At 56.0% G+C, this 19,397-nt stretch carries 14 protein-coding genes; 7 read left to right on the top strand and 7 right to left on the bottom strand.

Features of this window, described 5'->3' with window-relative positions:
• Window positions 1–15: 15 nt before the first annotated feature.
• On the bottom strand, window positions 16–843 hold the full coding sequence (gene djlA, locus ABLV78_RS21245; protein ID WP_047047451.1) for a co-chaperone DjlA: 828 nt from the start codon (window positions 841–843) through the stop codon (window positions 16–18).
• Window positions 844–1,084: 241 nt separating this feature from the next.
• On the opposite strand from djlA, the gene lptD reads away from it, so the two are divergent.
• The 6 genes from lptD (at window position 1,085) to apaH (ending at window position 7,916) form a co-directional block, all read left to right on the top strand.
• A complete protein-coding gene (gene lptD, locus ABLV78_RS21250) occupies window positions 1,085–3,430 on the top strand; it encodes an LPS assembly protein LptD (protein ID WP_032713339.1) in 2,346 nt (781 codons plus the stop codon).
• 54 nt (window positions 3,431–3,484) lie between these two features.
• Window positions 3,485–4,771, top strand: a complete 1,287-nt coding sequence (gene surA, locus ABLV78_RS21255) for a peptidylprolyl isomerase SurA (RefSeq protein ID WP_045397288.1) — start codon at window positions 3,485–3,487, stop codon at window positions 4,769–4,771.
• 112 nt (window positions 4,772–4,883) lie between these two features.
• Complete coding sequence (pdxA, locus tag ABLV78_RS21260) at window positions 4,884–5,864, top strand: 4-hydroxythreonine-4-phosphate dehydrogenase PdxA (protein ID WP_047047455.1); 981 nt, start codon at window positions 4,884–4,886, stop codon at window positions 5,862–5,864.
• On the top strand, window positions 5,861–6,682 hold the full coding sequence (gene rsmA / locus ABLV78_RS21265; protein ID WP_015368291.1) for a 16S rRNA (adenine(1518)-N(6)/adenine(1519)-N(6))-dimethyltransferase RsmA: 822 nt from the start codon (window positions 5,861–5,863) through the stop codon (window positions 6,680–6,682). The genes pdxA and rsmA overlap by 4 nt, the downstream gene beginning before the upstream one ends.
• A 2-nt stretch (window positions 6,683–6,684) precedes the next feature.
• Complete coding sequence (gene apaG, locus ABLV78_RS21270; RefSeq protein WP_045397284.1) at window positions 6,685–7,062, top strand: Co2+/Mg2+ efflux facilitator ApaG/CorD; 378 nt, start codon at window positions 6,685–6,687, stop codon at window positions 7,060–7,062.
• A 5-nt stretch (window positions 7,063–7,067) separates the two neighbouring features.
• Window positions 7,068–7,916: a bis(5'-nucleosyl)-tetraphosphatase (symmetrical) ApaH gene (gene apaH, locus ABLV78_RS21275; RefSeq protein ID WP_015368293.1), complete on the top strand. Its 849-nt coding sequence runs from the start codon at window positions 7,068–7,070 to the stop codon at window positions 7,914–7,916.
• A gap of 125 nt (window positions 7,917–8,041) precedes the next feature.
• Here the strand turns inward: apaH and folA are convergent, their stop codons facing one another.
• From folA to kefF, 3 genes are all read right to left on the bottom strand, one after another.
• Window positions 8,042–8,521 (bottom strand): type 3 dihydrofolate reductase, encoded by a 480-nt coding sequence (gene folA, locus ABLV78_RS21280; protein ID WP_015368294.1) that lies wholly within the window; start codon window positions 8,519–8,521, stop codon window positions 8,042–8,044.
• Between the two features lie 197 nt (window positions 8,522–8,718).
• Complete coding sequence (gene kefC, locus ABLV78_RS21285) at window positions 8,719–10,584, bottom strand: glutathione-regulated potassium-efflux system protein KefC (RefSeq protein WP_032715999.1); 1,866 nt, start codon at window positions 10,582–10,584, stop codon at window positions 8,719–8,721.
• Window positions 10,577–11,110 (bottom strand): glutathione-regulated potassium-efflux system oxidoreductase KefF, encoded by a 534-nt coding sequence (gene kefF, locus ABLV78_RS21290; RefSeq protein WP_015704370.1) that lies wholly within the window; start codon window positions 11,108–11,110, stop codon window positions 10,577–10,579. Before kefF ends, kefC begins: the two co-directional genes overlap by 8 nt.
• A gap of 374 nt (window positions 11,111–11,484) precedes the next feature.
• Between kefF and ABLV78_RS21295 the strand changes: the two genes are divergently transcribed.
• Entirely contained in the window at window positions 11,485–14,355 is a 2,871-nt protein-coding gene (locus tag ABLV78_RS21295) for an autotransporter family protein (RefSeq protein ID WP_165430623.1), read from the top strand.
• A 50-nt stretch (window positions 14,356–14,405) separates the two neighbouring features.
• On the opposite strand, the gene ABLV78_RS21300 is transcribed toward ABLV78_RS21295, so the two are convergent.
• From ABLV78_RS21300 to carA, 3 genes are all read right to left on the bottom strand, one after another.
• Window positions 14,406–14,639: a YgdI/YgdR family lipoprotein gene (locus tag ABLV78_RS21300; protein ID WP_015704368.1), complete on the bottom strand. Its 234-nt coding sequence runs from the start codon at window positions 14,637–14,639 to the stop codon at window positions 14,406–14,408.
• Window positions 14,640–14,806: 167 nt separating this feature from the next.
• Window positions 14,807–18,031: a carbamoyl-phosphate synthase large subunit gene (carB, locus tag ABLV78_RS21305; RefSeq protein WP_045397278.1), complete on the bottom strand. Its 3,225-nt coding sequence runs from the start codon at window positions 18,029–18,031 to the stop codon at window positions 14,807–14,809.
• 17 nt (window positions 18,032–18,048) lie between these two features.
• Complete coding sequence (gene carA, locus ABLV78_RS21310) at window positions 18,049–19,197, bottom strand: glutamine-hydrolyzing carbamoyl-phosphate synthase small subunit (protein ID WP_015368301.1); 1,149 nt, start codon at window positions 19,195–19,197, stop codon at window positions 18,049–18,051.
• Window positions 19,198–19,397 lie beyond the last annotated feature (200 nt).

Below are 19,397 nucleotides of genomic sequence, written 5' to 3' on the forward strand. Positions count from 1 at the left end.
GAAGCCTTTCAGGATTCAGAAGCCGCGCTGCTCTTTGATGAGCTCCCAGGCTTTCTGGATTTCCTGCGCTTTCTGTTTCGCCATTTCCATCATCTCCGGCGGCAGCCCTTTGGCCACCAGCTTGTCCGGGTGATGTTCGCTCATTAGTTTACGGTAAGCGCGTTTGACGGTGGCGGCATCATCGGTCGGCTTGACGCCGAGAACGTTACAAGCGTCTTCAAGCGTCGGGCCGCGCTGTGCCTGCTGCCAGCCGCCATTGCCGCCGCGCTGACCATAGGATTGCTGCTGCGAGCCGCCGCCAAACTGCGCGCCGCCCTGCATCATGCGCAGGAACTGCTCAAACTGCGCGCGCGAGATACCAAGCTCGTCGGCGATAACAAACAACACTTCGCGTTCATTGGGGTGTAATTCGCCGTCGGCGAAGGCCGCCTGCAGCTGAATTTCCAGAAACATCCTAATTAAATCGAAGCGACCAAAACAGACGCTGCGCAGTTGACGCATTTTTTCGCGCAGCGGGTAATTATCGGCCTTGCCGGCGCGAAAAGCCTGCTGCGCCGCGGTACGCGACTCGCCGTGCAGATTCATACGATCCATCAGCACATTCGCCACATGAATATCGGCTTCCGTCACGCGCCCTTTAGATTTAGTCAGATGCCCCATCACTTCAAAAGTGGTGGAAAAGAACAGCGACTGCCGCTCCTGCTGGTTGGCAAATAAATTCAGCCGACGGCTACGGGCCCGGTCAAACATATGTCCGACTAAAAAGCCAAGCACCACGCCCCAGAAGCCGCCGCCCATCAATAATGCAACCGCGACACCAATCACTTTACCCAAATACTGCATAGACTCCCCAATCTTTCTGCTACCAGTTAAGCTATATCTGACCGCACGTTACCAAGCGTTGACGCCACGGTCATGTGGGACATCGCCTATAATTTGCTTTATCATACTCGCCATTCTACACGGTGCCTAACGCTCAGAAACGAAACGAGCGGATTAAGACTAGCGCGATTAAGATGAGTACGTTAGGCTCTGACCGTTTGCAAGCCGCTGCCACAAGATGACGGAACAACAAATAAAACGTATGAAAAAACGTATCCCCAGCCTCCTGGCCACCATGATCGCCAGCGCCTTGTATAGCCAACAGGGCATGGCCGCCGATCTCGCCACGCAATGTATGCTTGGCGTGCCAAGCTATAATCGTCCTCTCGTTGAAGGGAAGCCTAACGATCAACCGGTAACGATTGACGCCGATCATGCGAAAGGCAACTACCCCGATAATGCCGTGTTTACCGGCAACGTTGATATTAATCAGGGGAATAGTCGCCTGCAGGCCGACGAGGTGCAGTTGCATCAGCAGCAGCCGGCGGGGCAACCGCAGCCGGTGCGTACCGTTGATGCGCTTGGCAACGTTCATTATGACGATAACCAGGTTATTCTGAAGGGGCCGAAGGCGTGGTCGAACCTGAACACCAAAGATACTAACGTCTGGAAAGGCGACTATCAGATGGTTGGCCGTCAAGGGCGCGGTACCGCCGACCTGATGAAGCAGCGCGGCGAAAACCGCTATACCATTCTGGAAAACGGCAGCTTCACCTCCTGTCTGCCGGGTTCTGATACCTGGAGCGTCGTCGGCAGCGAAGTTATCCATGACCGCGAAGAGCAGGTTGCCGAAATCTGGAACGCGCGCTTTAAGCTGGGTTCCGTCCCTATTTTTTATAGCCCATATCTGCAGCTGCCGGTCGGCGATAAGCGCCGCTCCGGCTTCCTGATCCCCAACGCCAAATACAGCACTAAAAATGGCGTTGAGTTCTCGCTGCCCTATTACTGGAATATCGCGCCGAACTTCGACGCCACCATTACGCCGCACTATATGAATAAACGCGGCGGCGTAATGTGGGAAAACGAATTCCGTTATCTGACCCAGGCGGGCGCAGGTTTATTCGAATTCGATTACCTGCCTTCCGATAAAGTGTACGAAGACGATCACTCCAACGACAGCAATAGCCGCCGCTGGATGTTCTACTGGAACCACAACGCGGTTATCGATCAGGTGTGGCGTCTGAACGCCGACTACACCAAAGTCAGCGACCCGGATTACTTTAACGACTTTAGCTCTAAGTACGGTTCCAGTACCGACGGCTACGCGACGCAGAAATTCAGCGCCGGTTACGTTAACCAGAACTTTGACGCCACCGTGTCGACCAAGCAGTTCCAGGTCTTCGACCGTAGCTCAAGCAACTCCTACGCTGCTGAGCCTCAGCTCGATATTAACGCCTACCAGAATGACGTCGGTCCGTTCGATACTCATCTGTATGCGCAGGCGGTGCACTTCGTCAACACCAACGGCGATATGCCAGAAGCAACGCGCCTGCACATGGAGCCGACGATCAACCTGCCGCTGTCTAACGGCTGGGGAAGCATCAATACCGAGGCGAAGCTGCTGGCGACCCACTATCAGCAGAGTAATCTCGATCAGTACAACACCGCTAACGGTACCGATTACAAAGATTCGGTTAACCGCGTGATGCCGCAATTCAAAATCGACGGCAAAATGGTCTTCGAACGCGATATGCAGGAAGGGTATACCCAGACCCTGGAACCGCGCATGCAGTACCTGTACATCCCGTATCGCGACCAGAGCCACATTGGCGTCTACGACTCGACACTGCTGCAGTCCGACTATAGCGGCCTGTTCCGCGACCGCTCCTACAGCGGCCTTGACCGTATCGCGTCAGCCAACCAGGTCACCACCGGCGTCACATCTCGCGTATATGATGACGCGGCCGTTGAACGTTTTAATATTTCCGTTGGTCAAATCTACTATTTCACCGAGTCTCGCACCGGTGCGGACAACATCAACTGGGAGAATAACGACACCACGGGTTCACTGGTCTGGGCCGGCGATACTTACTGGCGTATCACCGATAACTGGGGTTTACGCGGGGGGATCCAGTACGATACGCGTCTGGATAACGTCGCAACCGGCAACGGAACCATTGAATACCGCCGCGACGAAAACCGCTTAGTGCAACTGAACTACCGTTACGCGAGTCCGGAATATATTCAGGCGACGCTGCCTTCGTATTCCACCGCTCAGCAGTACAAAGAAGGTATTTCTCAGGTGGGTATGACCGCCAGCTGGCCGATTGTCGATCGTTGGTCAGTGGTCGGCGCGTACTACTTCGATACCAATACCAAAAAAGCGGCTAACCAGATGTTAGGGGTACAGTATAACTCTTGCTGCTACGCTATCCGCCTTGGCTACGAACGTAAGATCAACGGCTGGGATAACAACAACGGCGGTGAGAGCAAATACGACAACACCTTCGGTATCAACATCGAACTGCGTGGTCTGAGCTCCAACTACGGTCTTGGCACCCAGCAGATGCTGCGCTCGAACATTTTGCCGTACCAGAGCTCGCTGTAAGGCGTCTGGTTTAAAACGTAATCCGCATTTGCGGTTAATTGAAATGGAAAAAGTATGAAGAACTGGAAAACGCTGCTTCTCGGTATCGCCATGATCGCGAATACCAGTTTCGCCGCCCCGCAGGTGGTCGATAAAGTAGCGGCTGTCGTCAATAATGGCGTTGTTCTGGAAAGCGACGTCGATGGTCTGATGCAGTCGGTGAAGCTCAACGCTGGTCAGGCGGGACAGCAGCTGCCGGATGACGCGACCCTGCGTCATCAGATCCTCGAAAGATTGATCATGGACCAGATCGTTCTGCAAATGGGTCAGAAAATGGGCGTGAAAGTCAGCGACGATCAGCTTGACCAGGCCATCGCCAACATCGCCAAACAGAACAACATGTCGATGGATCAGATGCGTAGCCGTCTGGCCTATGAAGGCATCAACTACAACACCTACCGTAACCAGATCCGTAAAGAGATGCTGATTTCGGAAGTACGTAACAACGAAGTGCGCCGCCGTATCACCGTGCTGCCGCAGGAAGTTGAAGCGCTGGCTAAGCAGATTGGCGATCAGAACGATGCCAGCACCGAGCTGAACCTGAGCCACATCCTGATCGCGCTGCCGGAGAACCCGACCTCCGATCAGGTTGCGGCTGCGGAAGAGCAGGCGAAGTCCGTCGTTGAACAGGCCCGTAACGGCGCTAACTTCGGCAAACTGGCTATCACCTACTCTGCTGACCAGCAGGCGCTGAAAGGCGGCCAGATGGGCTGGGGGCGTATTCAGGAGCTGCCGGGTATCTTCGCTCAGGCGCTGAGCACCGCGAAGAAAGGCGATGTTGTCGGTCCGATTCGTTCCGGCGTCGGCTTCCATATCCTGAAAGTTAACGATATGCGCGGTGGCAGCCAGAACATCTCCGTCACCGAAGTCCATGCCCGCCACATCCTGCTGAAGCCGTCGCCGATCATGAACGACGCGCAGGCGCAGGCGAAACTGGAACAGATCGCCGCTGACATTAAGAGCGGTAAGACCACTTTCGATAAAGCGGCGAAAGAGTTTTCCCAGGATCCGGGTTCCGCCAATCAGGGCGGCGACTTAGGCTGGGCGACGCCGGATATCTTCGATCCCGCGTTCCGCGATGCGCTGATGCGTCTGAACAAAGGCCAGACCAGCGGCCCGGTTCACTCCTCCTTCGGCTGGCACCTGATCCAACTGATGGATACCCGCAACGTCGACAGAACCGACGCCGCGCAGAAAGATCGTGCTTACCGCATGCTGATGAACCGCAAATTCTCTGAAGAAGCGGCAACCTGGATGCAGGAACAGCGCGCCAGCGCTTACGTCAAAATTCTGAGCAACTAAAGTTCTCCCCTCTCCACGCCTTAAAAGCGTAGCGGGAGGGTAGACCGGTCGCCCCAGCAACGGCTGGGGTCGACTGCGCAGCCGGGCCCCCCTGGCCCGAAGGAACGTTTCTATGCAACGTGTTGTTATCACTCCCGGCGAGCCCGCGGGGATTGGTCCCGATCTTGTCGCCGAGCTTGCACAGCGCGACTGGCCGGTTGAACTGGTTATCTGCGCCGATGGCGCACTGTTAACTGACCGAGCCCGCCAGCTCGGTCTTCCTTTATCGCTCCTCCCTTACGATCCAACCCTTCCTCCACAGCCGCAGCGGGCGGGCACGCTCACGCTACTTCCCGTTGCCCTCAACGCGCCGGTACAGCCGGGCGTGCTTAATGTCGCTAACGGCAACTATGTGGTGGAAACCCTGGCGCGCGCCTGCGATGGCTGCCTTAAGGGAGAATTCGCGGCGTTGATTACCGGGCCGGTGCACAAAGGCAACATCAATGACGCCGGTATCGCCTTCACCGGCCATACCGAGTTCTTTGAAGAACGCGCTCACGCCAGCAAAGTGGTGATGATGCTGGCGACCGAAGAGCTGCGGGTCGCGCTGGCCACCACCCATCTGCCGCTAAAAGCAATAAGCGAGGCAATTACGCCAGAGCTGCTGCGCGAAGTAATTACCATTCTGGATGCCGATCTGCGGCATAAATTCGGTATCGCTCAGCCGCACGTGCTGGTTTGCGGCCTGAATCCCCACGCCGGCGAAGGCGGCCACATGGGGACGGAAGAGATCGATACCATTATTCCCGTGCTGGAAGAGATGCGGGCAAAGGGCATGAATTTAAGCGGTCCGCTGCCTGCGGATACCCTTTTTCAGCCAAAATATCTCGATAATGCCGATGCGGTACTCGCGATGTACCACGATCAGGGCCTGCCCGTGCTAAAATACCAGGGCTTTGGCCGCGGCGTGAATATTACGCTCGGTTTACCTTTTATTCGTACCTCCGTTGACCACGGGACCGCGCTGGAATTAGCCGGTCAGGGGAAAGCGGACGTCGGCAGTTTTATCACGGCGCTTAATCTCGCCATCAAAATGATTGTTAATACCCAATGAATAATCGAGTCCATCAGGGCCATTTAGCCCGTAAACGCTTCGGGCAAAACTTTCTCAACGATCAGTTCGTGATCGACAGCATTGTTTCGGCCATCAATCCTCAGAAAGGCCAGGCGATGGTCGAAATCGGCCCGGGTCTCGCCGCGCTGACCGAACCGGTCGGCGAACGCCTCGACCAGTTAACCGTTATCGAGCTGGACCGCGATCTGGCGGCCCGCCTGCAGACGCATCCGTTCCTCGGCCCTAAGCTGACCATTTACCAGCAGGATGCGATGACCATGAACTTCGGCGAACTGTCGGAGAAAATGGGTCAGCCGCTGCGCGTCTTCGGCAACCTGCCGTACAACATCTCAACGCCGTTGATGTTCCACCTCTTCAGCTATACTGATGCCATTGCCGATATGCACTTTATGCTGCAGAAGGAAGTGGTTAATCGTCTGGTTGCCGGGCCGAATAGTAAAGCGTATGGTCGATTAAGCGTAATGGCGCAGTACTACTGCCAGGTGATCCCGGTACTTGAAGTCCCGCCGACCGCCTTTACGCCGCCGCCAAAAGTGGATTCCGCCGTCGTGCGCCTGGTGCCGCACCGCACCATGCCGTACCCGGTGAAGGATGTCCGCGTGCTGAGCCGTATCACCACTGAAGCCTTCAACCAGCGCCGTAAGACCATCCGTAATAGTCTCGGCAATCTGTTTAGCGTTGAGGTGCTGACGGAGCTGGGCGTCGACCCGGCGGTACGTGCGGAAAATATTTCTGTAGAGCAGTACTGTAAGATGGCCAACTGGTTATCCAACAATCTGCCTTCGAAGGAGAGCTAACCATGATTAATTCGCCTCGTGTTTGCGTCCAGGTGCAAAGCGTCTATATCGAATCGCAATCTTCTCCGGAAGAAGAGCGCTACGTCTTCGCTTACACCGTCACTATTCGCAACCTGGGGCGGAGTCAGGTTCAGCTTCTCGGCCGCTACTGGCTCATCACCAATGGACACGGTCGCGAGACGGAAGTCCAGGGTGAAGGGGTGGTCGGCGAACAGCCGCACATCCCTGCCGGCGAAGAGTATCAATACACCAGCGGCGCGGTTATCGAAACGCCGCTGGGCACCATGCAGGGTCATTATGAGATGATTGATAGCAACGGCGCACCGTTCACTATCGAGATCCCTGTCTTCCGTCTCGCAGTTCCAACGCTTATACATTAAAAACAATGGCTACATACCTTATTGGCGACGTTCATGGTTGCTACGATGAACTGATCGCATTGCTGGAGCAGGTGGAGTTTAATCCTGATACGGATACCCTGTGGCTCACCGGCGACCTGGTCGCGCGCGGCCCCGGCTCTCTGGAAGTGCTGCGGTTCGTGAAAACGCTCGGCGATAGCGTGCGCATCGTGCTGGGCAACCATGACCTGCACCTGCTGGCGGTGTTTGCCGGCATTAGCCGCAACAAGCCCAAAGACCGTCTGACGCCGCTGCTGGAAGCGCCGGATGCCGATGAGCTCCTCAACTGGCTGCGTCGCCAGCCGCTGATGCAGGTCGATGAAGAGAAAAAGCTGGTGATGGCTCATGCCGGTATCACGCCGCAGTGGGATCTGGAAACCGCCAAACAGTGCGCGCGCGATGTCGAAGCCGTGCTGGCGAGCGACTCCTATCCGTTCTTCCTCGACGCGATGTATGGCGATATGCCGAACCACTGGAGCAATGAGCTCAGCGGCCTGGCGCGTCTGCGCTTTATCACCAACGCCTTCACCCGCATGCGCTATTGCTTCCCGAACGGCCAGTTGGATATGTACAGCAAAGAGGCGCCGGAAGACGCGCCAGCCCCGCTTAAACCATGGTTTGCCATTCCGGGCCCGGTCGCTCGCGAGTACAGTATCGCCTTTGGCCACTGGGCGTCGCTGGAAGGCCGCGGTACGCCGGAAGGTATCTATGCGCTGGATACCGGCTGCTGCTGGGGCGGCGACCTGACCTGCCTGCGCTGGGAAGATAAAACGTATTTCACCCAGCGTTCCAACCGCCAGAAAAGCCTCGACGAAGGCGAAGCGGTCGCCTCCTGAGTCGATCCCGGATGGCGGCGCGCTGCGCCTTATCCGGGCTACCTCCGGTACGGGAGATTCCTGATAAAATAAAACCCCGGTCACGCCTGACGCGACCGGGGTTTTTCAATCCACGCTATGTTAGCTTAACGACGCTCGAGGATCTCGAAGCAGTAGCTGTGGGAGTTTTGCGCGTCGGCATCGTGGAACTCACTGAACACCGATTCCCACTCGTCCGGATCGTAATCCGGGAAATGGGTATCTCCTTCCACTTCCGCATCAATATGGGTCAGGTAGAGTTTGTGCGCTTTTGGCAGGAACTGCTCGTAAACGCGGCCACCGCCGATCACCATAATCTCTTCCGCATCGCCGCAGGCGGCAATCGCTTCATCAACAGACTTCACCCACTGCACGCGATCGTCGCTGCCTGGCTTGCTGCTGATAACGATATTTTTACGTCCTGGCAACGGGCGACCGATGGATTCCCAGGTCAAACGCCCCATTACCACCGGCTTGTTTAAGGTGTTACGTTTAAACCAGGCGAGATCGGCAGGCAAGTCCCATGGCATAGCGTTCTCCATGCCAATTACGCGATCTACAGCTAACGCCGCAATCAGACTAATCATTGAAAATATCCCGAATGCAAAAAATTGCCGCCACTATACGGAAAGCGTAATACTTCGTCGACTGAACGAAGAGTAAAGAATAAGAAAATTTTTAGATTTGCTGGCGAGCCCACGTAAGCCTCATGAGCCGCCAGATCAGGAACTAAATTGAAAACAAAATGTTAGCTGTAAAGTTAACGCAACATTTGCTTACCACCTTAGGTTGAAGGCTTATTCTCCGGCTCATCGCGGACGTCTCCGGTGTGCCGTCCTTCTTCAGTACCTTGCCAGCCGTGACGCTGCACTAGCGACAGATGATTACGGTCCTCATTAATGATGCCGGTAAGCATATCGCTGGTACGCTTGAACACCGCCACCCGCGAGGCAGCGTCATTTTCCGCCATCGCCACCATCTCTTCCACCATCTGCTGGTTAAAGCGGCGGAACAGATCGGCGCGCTCGCGGGCCTCATAAGCGCCCAGACCTAAGGCTTCCAGCGTCATGCGGCCGCTTTTCAGCGCCGATTCGAAGGTCTCGCGCTCCGGCGCTTCTACCCCGGCCTGGCGCAGCTGAATGTAGTGATCGACATCGCGGGCGCGTGAAATGATCTGCAGATGCGGGAAATGTTCTTTCGCCAGCTCCACCAGTTGCAGGCTGGCCTGCGGATCGTCGATGGCGTTAATCAGCACTTCCGCCTTAGCCGCCCCCGCCGATTCCAGCAGATCCACCCGCGTGGCATCGCCGTAAAACACCTTCATATCGAACTTGCGAAGGGTATCAACGTGGTCCGGATCGTGATCGAGGATAACCATTTTCACCCCGCTGGAAAGCAGCACACGGCCGGCTATCTGCCCATAGCGGCCAAAACCGGCGATAATTACCCGCGGCTGCTCTTCATCAATCTCGTCCGCTTCGCGCTCCTGGTTACTGGCGGATTTCTCCATTCGCGTCAGCAGCACCAGCAGGATAGGCGTTGCCGCCATCGATAGCGCCACCGCCAGCGTCAGCGCCTTCGCCCACTCGCTATCCAGCACATCGGCCATCTGCGCGGCGCCGAAGACCACGAAAGCGAACTCACTCCCCTGCCCCAATAATACGGCAAACCAGCGGCGCTGCGCGCGCGGTACACCCAGTGGTTTAGCAATCAACCATAGCATCAAGGCCTTAATCGCCAGGAAACCCACCAGCAGGATCAGGATACGTAGCGGATGGGTGACCAGGGTCCCAAAGTCGATAGACATACCGACGCCGATAAAGAACAGCCCCAACAGCAACCCTTTAAACGGTTCGATATCGCTCTCCAGCGCATGGCGGTATTCAGAACTAGCCAGAAGCACCCCGGCAAGAAACGCGCCCATCGCCATCGACAGCCCGACTTCCTCCAGCAGCAATCCGAAGCCGAAGACCAGGAACAGGGCCACGGCGCTGAACACTTCGCGCAGGCCGGAACGGGCAACAAAGCGCAGCACCGGCCGGGTCAAATAGCGCCCTAACAGCACCACCAGCGCCAGCGCGCCGGCCACTTTTAACGCCGACAGCGCAAACGCGGCCAGCGTGGTTGAACCGCCGCTGGCCGCCAGCAGCGGAATCATCGCGACCAGAGGGATAGCGGCGATATCCTGGAACAACAGCACGGCGAAGGCGCTGCGTCCCAGCTGCGTCACCGTCAGGTTACGTTCGTTCATCGCCTGCATCGCAATCGCCGTCGACGACAGCGCCAGCGTCATCCCGATCAGCTCCGCAACCTGCCAGCGCAAGCCAAGCAGCATGCAGAACAGGCCGATAAACGCGCCGCACACCACCATTTGCAGCGCACCGCCGCCAAATACCGAGGCGCGCAGTTTCCATAGGCGCTGCGGATCCAGCTCAAGACCTATAACAAACAGCATCAGCACCACGCCGATTTCGGCAAAATGCAGAATCGCCTCAGCGTCAGTAACCAGCCGCAGTCCCCACGGGCCGATAACGCAGCCGGCAATCAGATATCCGAGCACCGATCCCAGCCCAAGACGCACGGCGATCGGCACGATAAGCGCAGCGGAACCGAGGTAAATCAGCGCCTGTATTAGCGTATGGCTATCCATTGTTATGCGCCTCCTGCCATTCGATTAAGCGTTGACGATAATGACGGGCCTGCGCCTGCAGCGTTTCGTCATCGCAGATAAAGGTACAGTGCATGGCAAACGGCGGCAGCCATTTCATACCACAGTACAGCGCCGTTGCCTGCAGAGGCTGCGCCAGCACGTCAAAGCCGGGGAATGAACCAATATCGAAGTGGCTTTCGCCGCCGCCGGTAGTAACCGCCCACATTAACGATTTACCGTGTAACGCAATACCGTTGTGGCCGTACGCCCAGCCGTGGGACAGGACTTTATCCATCCACAGTTTTAACAGCGGTGGCACGCTGTACCACTGCATTGGATGCTGCCAGATAACCAGATCGGCGCGCGCCAGCGCCGCCTGCTCGGCAGCGATATCAATATTGAAGTCGGGATATAGCTCATAGAGGGAGCGTATCTCTACGCCATCAAGCGTCCCTGCCTGCTCAAGCATCCGCTTATTCGCATGGGAGTGATGCGGATAAGGATGCGAGTAAATTATCAGAATCATGAATGGGCCTGTCTTTTGTATTCTTGTAGCAGTGAGTGTAGACAGTTAACTCGCTCACTGAAAGGGGGGAATGCCTGAGGAAAAGTCGATCGCAGCTAATGATAATCCTCCCATCACAACAAAAATGCAGGCGTCCCAGAGCACAATTGGCGCCCCATTTAATTCCCCATACGAATTTATCATTAGAAATGATACAGTCACTGGATATTTTAAGGCGAGATTAAATCATTCTTTAATAAATAAATCTATACACCCCACAATGTACAACCAATAATTTTACGCTCTTCATTTTGAGCCCCAAAATTTTAAATCAAAAACAAAACTCTAATATATAGCGTTAACCGGAAGCGCTATTTACGCAAATGGACGTGTATATGAGCAACAAACATTTTGAACTAAACAGAACAACCAAAACGCTGGCGAGAATATTTCCCGCCTTATTAATGTTTACGCCAATTGTTGTCAGCGCAGGCACGATTGCCGAGTCAACCTCCGTGCCACAAGACTTCTCGGCTGATACCGAGTACGTCATTAATAGAGACGTCACCGTCTCCTCCGCAGATAACACCCCAGCAGTATCCGTTAGCGGGATGAAAGTCGAAAAAGTTACCAATGAAGGCAATATTTCCGGTTCGGGAATCGGTCTGAATATTAATATCGATGCGCAACCAGTAGAAATTAACAATAATGAAAATGCAATTATTTCATCTGCAACTGACAATGCCGTTAACGTGCAATCAATGGCGGGTGATTTTAATAATAGCGGAATCATTACTGGCGCCAACAACGGTATTTTCGTTAGCGAAGAGTCATCGGCAATTAGTATCACCAATACTGATACCGGCGTGATTAGCGGGAAAAATGGCCTGAGTTCGCAAATCGGCCTCGGGTTAGATAACAGCGGCGCCATCACCGGTACCGCAGGCGATGGTGTTGCATTAAGCGACGGCAACAGCAAAATTAACAACAGCGGCACCGTGCAGGGTAGCCAAAACGGTATCAACGTCGCTAATGACGCGAAGGCCGATATCATCAACAGCGGTTTACTCGGCGGCGGCGATGCGGCCGTGATGTTTGCCAGCAGCAAAAATAACAGCCTGGTACTCAATACCGGCTCTTCCCTCATCGGCGATGTCATCTCCACGGGCTCAACGGGTAACGCACTCTCGCTGGTCGGTTCTGGTACGGAAGACAGCAACTTTGTCGGCCTTAACGATGGCGACGGTTTTGCCTCCGTGAAAATGAACGGTGAAGACTGGACGCTCACCGGCAACCTCGACATCATCGGCAGCGGCGATTCCCTCCAGGTTAATAGCGGCCAGTTGACGCTGGCGGGCGCTGTCGCTAATAGCGGCAACACGCTGGTAGCGGAAGCGGCCACGCTACAGTTAGGCAACGGGCAGAAAACCGCGACCCTCACCGGCAGCCTGACCAATAACGGCACGCTGATCTTCAATCAGGGAAGCGACTCTACTTTTGCCACCGGTATCATCGGTAGCGGCAACGTGGAAAAAGTCGATGCCAATACCCTGACCTTAACCGGCGCCAATAGTTATACCGGCAATACGCTTCTGAAAAGCGGCACCACTCTGGTCGCGGAAGGCGCTACTCTCGGCGTCGCCGGCAGCGACGCCACCCTCACCATCGAAAATGGCGCGCAATTTGCCAGCGCAGGCGAAGTCAATAACAACATTGATGTCCTCAGCGGCGGTATCCTCGCGGCGTGGAATGCGGTTGACGGTAACTCAACGCTAAGAACATCCGGCGTCGACACCATTAATGGCAATGTAAGCAACAGCGGCACGCTGTTACTCAGCGCCGCCGATAATAGCGTTGGCAACAATTTTACGATTAACGGCGACTATACCGGCTCCGCCGGCAGCCAAATCGTGATGAACAGCCAACTTGGCGAAGACAGCTCGCCGACCGACCATCTGTCCATCACCGGCAGCAGCTACGGTCAGTCTGGCGTCAGCATCGCCAATATCGGCGGGCTGGGCGCGCAAACCGTTAATGGTATGGAGGTTGTCAGCGTCGGCGGCAGTTCAGAAGCACAGTTAACTTTATCCAAACCGGTTGTCGCCGGGGCTTATGAGTATGGTCTGTATCAACACGACAACGGTAACTGGTATCTGGAATCCAAAGCGACCCCGTCAGACGATCCGTCGGATGATACTGACGATGGTGACAGCGGTACCGATAGCGGCAGCGGCACCGATGGCGGTAGCAGCACCGATGGCGGTAGCAGCACCGATGGCGGTAGCGGTACCGATGGCGGTAGCGGCACCGATAATGGCGGTCAACCCCTGCCAGAAGTCATGGCCCCGGAAGTTGGCGCTTATCTGGGTAACTATCTCGCGGCGCAGAGTATGTTCCTGCATAAACGTGACGATCGTGACCAGCTCACCTTCCGCAATACAGACGACCTGAACACCTGGATGTACGTAAAGGGCCGTTATCATGAGAATGACGCCGGCGGCGATAAAATCAGCTACGACACCACCACCACCGTACTCCAGGTGGGCAGTGATGTCATCAGCAAGCCAATGGACAACGGGATATTGCGTGCGGGCGGCATGTTTGGCGCAGGTCAGGCGAAAACGGATTCAGATGCAAAACACAATGTGCGTACCGCGCAGGGTAAAGTCGACGGTTTCAACGTTGGCCTGTACGCCACCTGGCAGGAAGATCCGAAATTGCGTCTCGGCAGCTACATCGATACCTGGGCCTCTTACAGCTGGTATAACAACACCGTCACCAGCAATCGCAATAATGAAAAGTATGACAGTAAAGGTTTTGCCGCCTCTGTTGAAGTTGGCCATGCGTGGGTAATCCCTTCAGAAAACGCGCGTACGTGGAAGATCGAACCTCAGGCGCAGGTGATCTACAGCTATCTCGATCAGGAAAATCACACCGACCCGGATGGCGTGCGGGTATCAACCCTGGACAACAACAGCCTGTTTGGCCGTCTCGGCGTGAAGACCAGCTACTTTGAGCAGCAAGATGTTAAAGCCTGGCAGCCGTATGTCGCGGTGAACTGGCTGAAAGGGGCGGGTCAAAACGATTTGGCGTTCAATGGCGAAAAAGTCAGCAACGATACGCCGGACGACCGCGGTCAGCTAGAGCTGGGCGTAACCGGCAATGTGAACGAGACGACCACAATCTCGCTGCGCGCCAGCGGCGAATGGGGTGAAAACAGCTACGCCGCTTATGGCGGCCACATTCTGCTGAATCACCGCTGGTAATCGCCGTACAATGAAAGGTAAAAAGCAGTGGCCGGAGCCACTGCTTTTTTTTAGTTATCCAGCTCGTCCATTGACTTCACCTGGTCGCGATTAATCTGCTCCACGCGACCGGTTTCCGCATTTTTGTAGGATACCAGGCCAGTATCATCATCAACCTGCGGCTTACCGCTGGTCACAATTGTTTTGCCATCTGTCGTTTTGAGCGACTGATTTGATGAGCAACCTGCCACAAATACCATCGCCGTTGCCGCCAGCGCGGATGCCACCAGAATTTTGTTCCGCATTGTATCCTCCTGTCTTTTCATCAATTGGTATCGTTATCGTGCTAACTATAGTTAGCCTGACCTGGCAGGCAGATAAAAGCAGAACTCTCCGAAGATGGTTGCCGTAAAAAAAAGGGCTGACGATATCGTCAGCCCCTCTGTTTCGCTTTCCGGCCCGGCCGGTGCGCTTATTTGGTGATTTGCGCGTGCATTTCCTGCACCGAAATGACCTTCTCGGTCGCATCGGCATTCAGCGCCATCGCGGTGGCGAAACCGCCGTTCAGGGTGGTGTCGTAATGCACCTTGTACTGCAGCGCGCTGCGGCGAATCAGCTTGGAATCCTCAATCGCCTGGCGACCTGCGGTGGTATTGATGATGTAGGTATATTCGCCATTCTTGATACGGTCCTGAATGTGCGGACGACCTTCATGTACCTTGTTCACCAGACGCGGGTTGATACCGGCTTCACCCAGTACAATCGCGGTACCGTGGGTTGCATCCAGCTCGAAGCCCTGTTTCAGCAGTTTTGCCGCCAGGTCGACAACGCGCTCTTTGTCGCCTTCGCGAACGGAGAGCAGCGCGCGCCCCTGTTTCTTCATCGTGGAGTTGCTGCCCAGCTGCGCTTTGGCGAACGCTTCCGCGAAGGTGCGGCCCACGCCCATCACTTCCCCGGTAGAGCGCATTTCCGGCCCTAACAGCGGGTCAACGCCCGGGAATTTGTTGAACGGCAGCACCACCTCTTTCACCGAGTAGTACGGCGGGATGATTTCTTTGGTGACGCCCTGCTGCGCCAGGGTTTTACCGGCCATCACGCGCGCCGCCACTTTCGCCAGCGGTACGCCGGTGGCTTTCGAGACGAACGGTACGGTACGCGCCGCGCGCGGGTTCACTTCAATCAGGTACACTTCGTTGTTCTTCACCGCGAACTGTACGTTCATCAGGCCGCGAACCTGCAGTTCGAAGGCCAGCTTCTGTACCTGCTCGCGCATCACATCCTGAATTTCCTGGCTCAGGGTGTAGGCAGGCAGAGAACAGGCGGAGTCGCCGGAGTGCACGCCCGCTTGTTCGATGTGCTCCATGATGCCGCCAATCAGCACCATTTCGCCGTCGCAGATAGCGTCGACGTCAACTTCAACCGCGTCGTCGAGGAAGCGGTCCAGCAGTACCGGCGCATCGTTGGAGACGCTCACCGCGGTCTGGAAGTAACGGCGCAGGTCAGCTTCGTCGTAGACGATTTCCATCGCGCGGCCGCCGAGCACATAAGACGGGCGTACCACCAGCGGATAGCCGATCTCTTTTGCCTTCTCAACCGCTTGCTCAAGCGCGGTCACGGTGGCGTTCGCCGGCTGCTTCAGCTTCAGGCGGTCAACCGCATGCTGGAAGCGCTCGCGGTCTTCGGCGCGGTCGATGGCGTCCGGGCTGGTGCCGATAACCGGTACGCCCGCGGCTTCCAGTTCACGCGCCAGCTTCAGCGGGGTCTGGCCGCCGTACTGCACGATAACGCCTTTTGGCTTCTCGATACGCACGATTTCCAGTACGTCCTCAAGCGTTACCGGCTCGAAGTACAGACGGTCGGAGGTGTCGTAGTCGGTCGAAACGGTTTCCGGGTTACAGTTGACCATGATGGTCTCGTACCCGTCTTCGCGCAGCGCCAGCGAGGCGTGTACGCAGCAGTAGTCAAACTCGATACCCTGGCCGATACGGTTCGGGCCGCCGCCGAGAACCATGATTTTATCGCGGTCTACGGACGGGTTGGATTCGCACTCGTCTTCATAGGTGGAGTACATGTAGGCGGTATCGGTGGCGAATTCCGCCGCGCAGGTATCCACGCGCTTGTAGACCGGGTGCAGGTTGTACTGGTCGCGCAGCTTGCGGATTTCCGCTTCGCGCACGCCCGCCAGCTTAGCCAGACGCGCATCGGCAAAGCCTTTACGCTTCAGGTGGCGCAGGAAGTCAGCGTCGAGGCCGTTGATGCCCACTGCCGCCACTTTCTCTTCCAGGCGCACCAGTTCTTCGATTTGTACCAGGAACCAGCGGTCGATGTTGGTCAGGTTGAAGACGCCGTCGACGGAGAGACCGGCGCGGAAGGCATCAGCGATGTACCAGATACGCTCGGCGCCCGCGTCTTTCAGCTCGCGACGGATTTTGGTCAGCGCTTCCGGATCGTCGAGGCTGACTTTCGGGTCGAAGCCGGTGGCGCCCACTTCCAGGCCGCGCAGCGCTTTCTGCAGCGATTCCTGCTGCGTGCGGCCAATCGCCATCACTTCGCCGACGGATTTCATCTGCGTTGTCAGACGGTCGTTAGCGCCAGCGAATTTTTCAAAGTTAAAGCGTGGAATTTTTGTCACAACATAGTCGATGGACGGTTCGAAGGAGGCCGGAGTACGGCCGCCGGTGATGTCGTTCATCAGCTCGTCAAGGGTGTAGCCCACCGCCAGCTTCGCCGCCACTTTGGCAATCGGGAAGCCGGTCGCTTTCGAAGCCAGCGCCGAAGAGCGGGATACGCGCGGGTTCATTTCGATAACGATCAGGCGACCATCTTTCGGGTTCACCGAGAACTGTACGTTAGAACCGCCGGTTTCCACGCCGATTTCACGCAGCACCGCCATCGAGGCGTTACGCATGATTTGGTATTCTTTGTCGGTCAGGGTCTGCGCCGGAGCGACGGTGATGGAGTCGCCGGTGTGAATCCCCATGGCATCGAAGTTTTCAATCGAGCAGACGATGATGCAGTTATCGTTCTTATCGCGCACCACTTCCATCTCGTACTCTTTCCAGCCGATCAGCGATTCATCAATCAGCAGTTCGTTGGTCGGAGAGAGATCCAGGCCGCGTTCGCAGATTTCTTCGAACTCTTCGCGGTTATAGGCGATACCGCCGCCGGTGCCGCCCATGGTGAAGGACGGACGGATGATGCATGGGAAGCCAACGTCAGCGGCCACCGCCAGCGCTTCTTCCATGGTGTGCGCAATGCCGGAACGCGCGGTGTCGAGGCCGATTTTCTTCATCGCCACATCGAAGCGACGACGGTCTTCCGCTTTATCGATCGCATCGGCGGTCGCGCCAATCATGGTGACGCCGAACTCTGCCAGCACGCCCTGACGCTCCAGTTCCAGCGCGCAGTTCAGCGCGGTCTGGCCGCCCATAGTCGGCAGTACCGCGTCCGGGCGCTCTTTTTCGATAATTTTACGTACCACTTCCCAGTGAATCGGCTCGATATAGGTCGCATCGGCCATTTCCGGGTCGGTCATGATGGTCGCCGGGTTGGAGTTCACCAGAATAACGCGGTAACCCTCTTCGCGTAGGGCTTTACAGGCCTGGGCGCCCGAGTAGTCAAACTCACACGCCTGACCGATAACAATCGGGCCCGCGCCCAGAATCAGGATACTTTTTATGTCTGTACGTTTTGGCATGGCTCTTTTACTCCTGATTATTTCGCGGACTGACGGTATTGCTCAATTAACTCGATAAAGTGGTCGAACAGCGGCGCGGCATCGTGCGGGCCCGGGCTCGCTTCAGGGTGACCCTGGAAGCTAAACGCCGGCTTGTCGGTACGATGGATCCCCTGCAGGGTGCCGTCGAACAGTGACTTGTGGGTCACGCGCAGGTTGGCAGGCAGCGTCGCTTCGTCAACGGCAAAGCCGTGGTTCTGGGCGGTAATCATCACTACATTGTTATCGATATCTTTAACCGGGTGGTTGCCGCCGTGGTGGCCGAATTTCATCTTAATGGTCTTCGCGCCGCTCGCCAGCGCCAGCAGCTGATGACCAAGACAGATGCCAAAGACCGGAATATCGGTGGTGAGGAATTTTTCTATTGCCGCGATGGCGTAATCGCACGGCGCCGGGTCGCCAGGGCCGTTGGAGAGGAAAATACCGTCCGGATTCAGCTTAAGCACATCTTCTGCCGACGTTTGCGCCGGTACGATAGTCAGGCGACAACCGCGATCGACCAGCATCCGCAGGATGTTGCGCTTGGCGCCGAAGTCATAAGCCACGACGTGGAATGGCAGCTCGCTTTCCGCCTTCGCTTCCGGCAGGTCGCCCGCCAGTGTCCAGCTCCCCTGCGTCCAGGCGTAAGTTTCTGCAGTAGTGACCTCTTTCGCCAGATCCATACCGTTCAGGCCAGGGAACGCCTGGGCTTTTTCCAGCGCCAGCTGGGCATCAAGATTATCGCCGGCGATGATGCAGCCATTCTGCGCGCCTTTCTCACGCAGTAAACGCGTCAGCTTACGGGTATCGATATCGGCAATGGCCACAATGTTATGGCGCTTCAGGTAAGAAGAAAGGTCCTCGGTATTGCGAAAGTTGCTGGCAATCAGCGGAAGGTCGCGAATGACCAGGCCTTGTGCATGTACCTGAGAAGATTCTTCATCGGCGGCGTTGGTGCCGACATTTCCAATATGGGGATAAGTAAGAGTGACGATTTGGCGGGAATAGGAAGGATCAGTGAGGATTTCTTGATAACCGGTCATTGAAGTATTGAAAACGACTTCCCCAACCGCCGTGCCGGTTGCCCCGATGGCCCGACCGTGAAACTGGGTTCCGTCTTCCAGAACCAAAAGCGCTGACTTAATCAAAACACCCTCCAGAGAATATTCACTCACTTTATTTGCATATTAATTCAGACATAGATCTGAATCAATGCAAATTTTTGCCCGCAGAATTTTGGCAAACGGCGGCATTCTGGAGAGATGTCAGGTAAAAGTCAACTTAAAGCGGATATTTTTAACCTTATTTTACGCCACTGGCACGCAATGGGCTATTTTCACGGTAAAAA

The sequence above is a fragment of the Klebsiella sp. CN_Kp075 genome (assembly GCF_040065055.2).
Taxonomy (GTDB): Bacteria; Pseudomonadota; Gammaproteobacteria; order Enterobacterales; family Enterobacteriaceae; genus Klebsiella; species Klebsiella aerogenes.

Bases quoted from the DNA above. Each gene is read 5' to 3' on its own strand.
- djlA (WP_047047451.1), bottom strand. From the start codon at position 843: ATGCAGTATTTGGGTAAAGTGATTGGTGTCGCGGTTGCATTATTGATG.
- lptD (WP_032713339.1), top strand. From the start codon at position 1,085: ATGAAAAAACGTATCCCCAGCCTCCTGGCCACCATGATCGCCAGCGCC.
- surA (WP_045397288.1), top strand. From the start codon at position 3,485: ATGAAGAACTGGAAAACGCTGCTTCTCGGTATCGCCATGATCGCGAAT.
- pdxA (WP_047047455.1), top strand. From the start codon at position 4,884: ATGCAACGTGTTGTTATCACTCCCGGCGAGCCCGCGGGGATTGGTCCC.
- rsmA (WP_015368291.1), top strand. From the start codon at position 5,861: ATGAATAATCGAGTCCATCAGGGCCATTTAGCCCGTAAACGCTTCGGG.
- apaG (WP_045397284.1), top strand. From the start codon at position 6,685: ATGATTAATTCGCCTCGTGTTTGCGTCCAGGTGCAAAGCGTCTATATC.
- apaH (WP_015368293.1), top strand. From the start codon at position 7,068: ATGGCTACATACCTTATTGGCGACGTTCATGGTTGCTACGATGAACTG.
- folA (WP_015368294.1), bottom strand. From the start codon at position 8,521: ATGATTAGTCTGATTGCGGCGTTAGCTGTAGATCGCGTAATTGGCATG.
- kefC (WP_032715999.1), bottom strand. From the start codon at position 10,584: ATGGATAGCCATACGCTAATACAGGCGCTGATTTACCTCGGTTCCGCT.
- kefF (WP_015704370.1), bottom strand. From the start codon at position 11,110: ATGATTCTGATAATTTACTCGCATCCTTATCCGCATCACTCCCATGCG.
- ABLV78_RS21295 (WP_165430623.1), top strand. From the start codon at position 11,485: ATGAGCAACAAACATTTTGAACTAAACAGAACAACCAAAACGCTGGCG.
- ABLV78_RS21300 (WP_015704368.1), bottom strand. From the start codon at position 14,639: ATGCGGAACAAAATTCTGGTGGCATCCGCGCTGGCGGCAACGGCGATG.
- carB (WP_045397278.1), bottom strand. From the start codon at position 18,031: ATGCCAAAACGTACAGACATAAAAAGTATCCTGATTCTGGGCGCGGGC.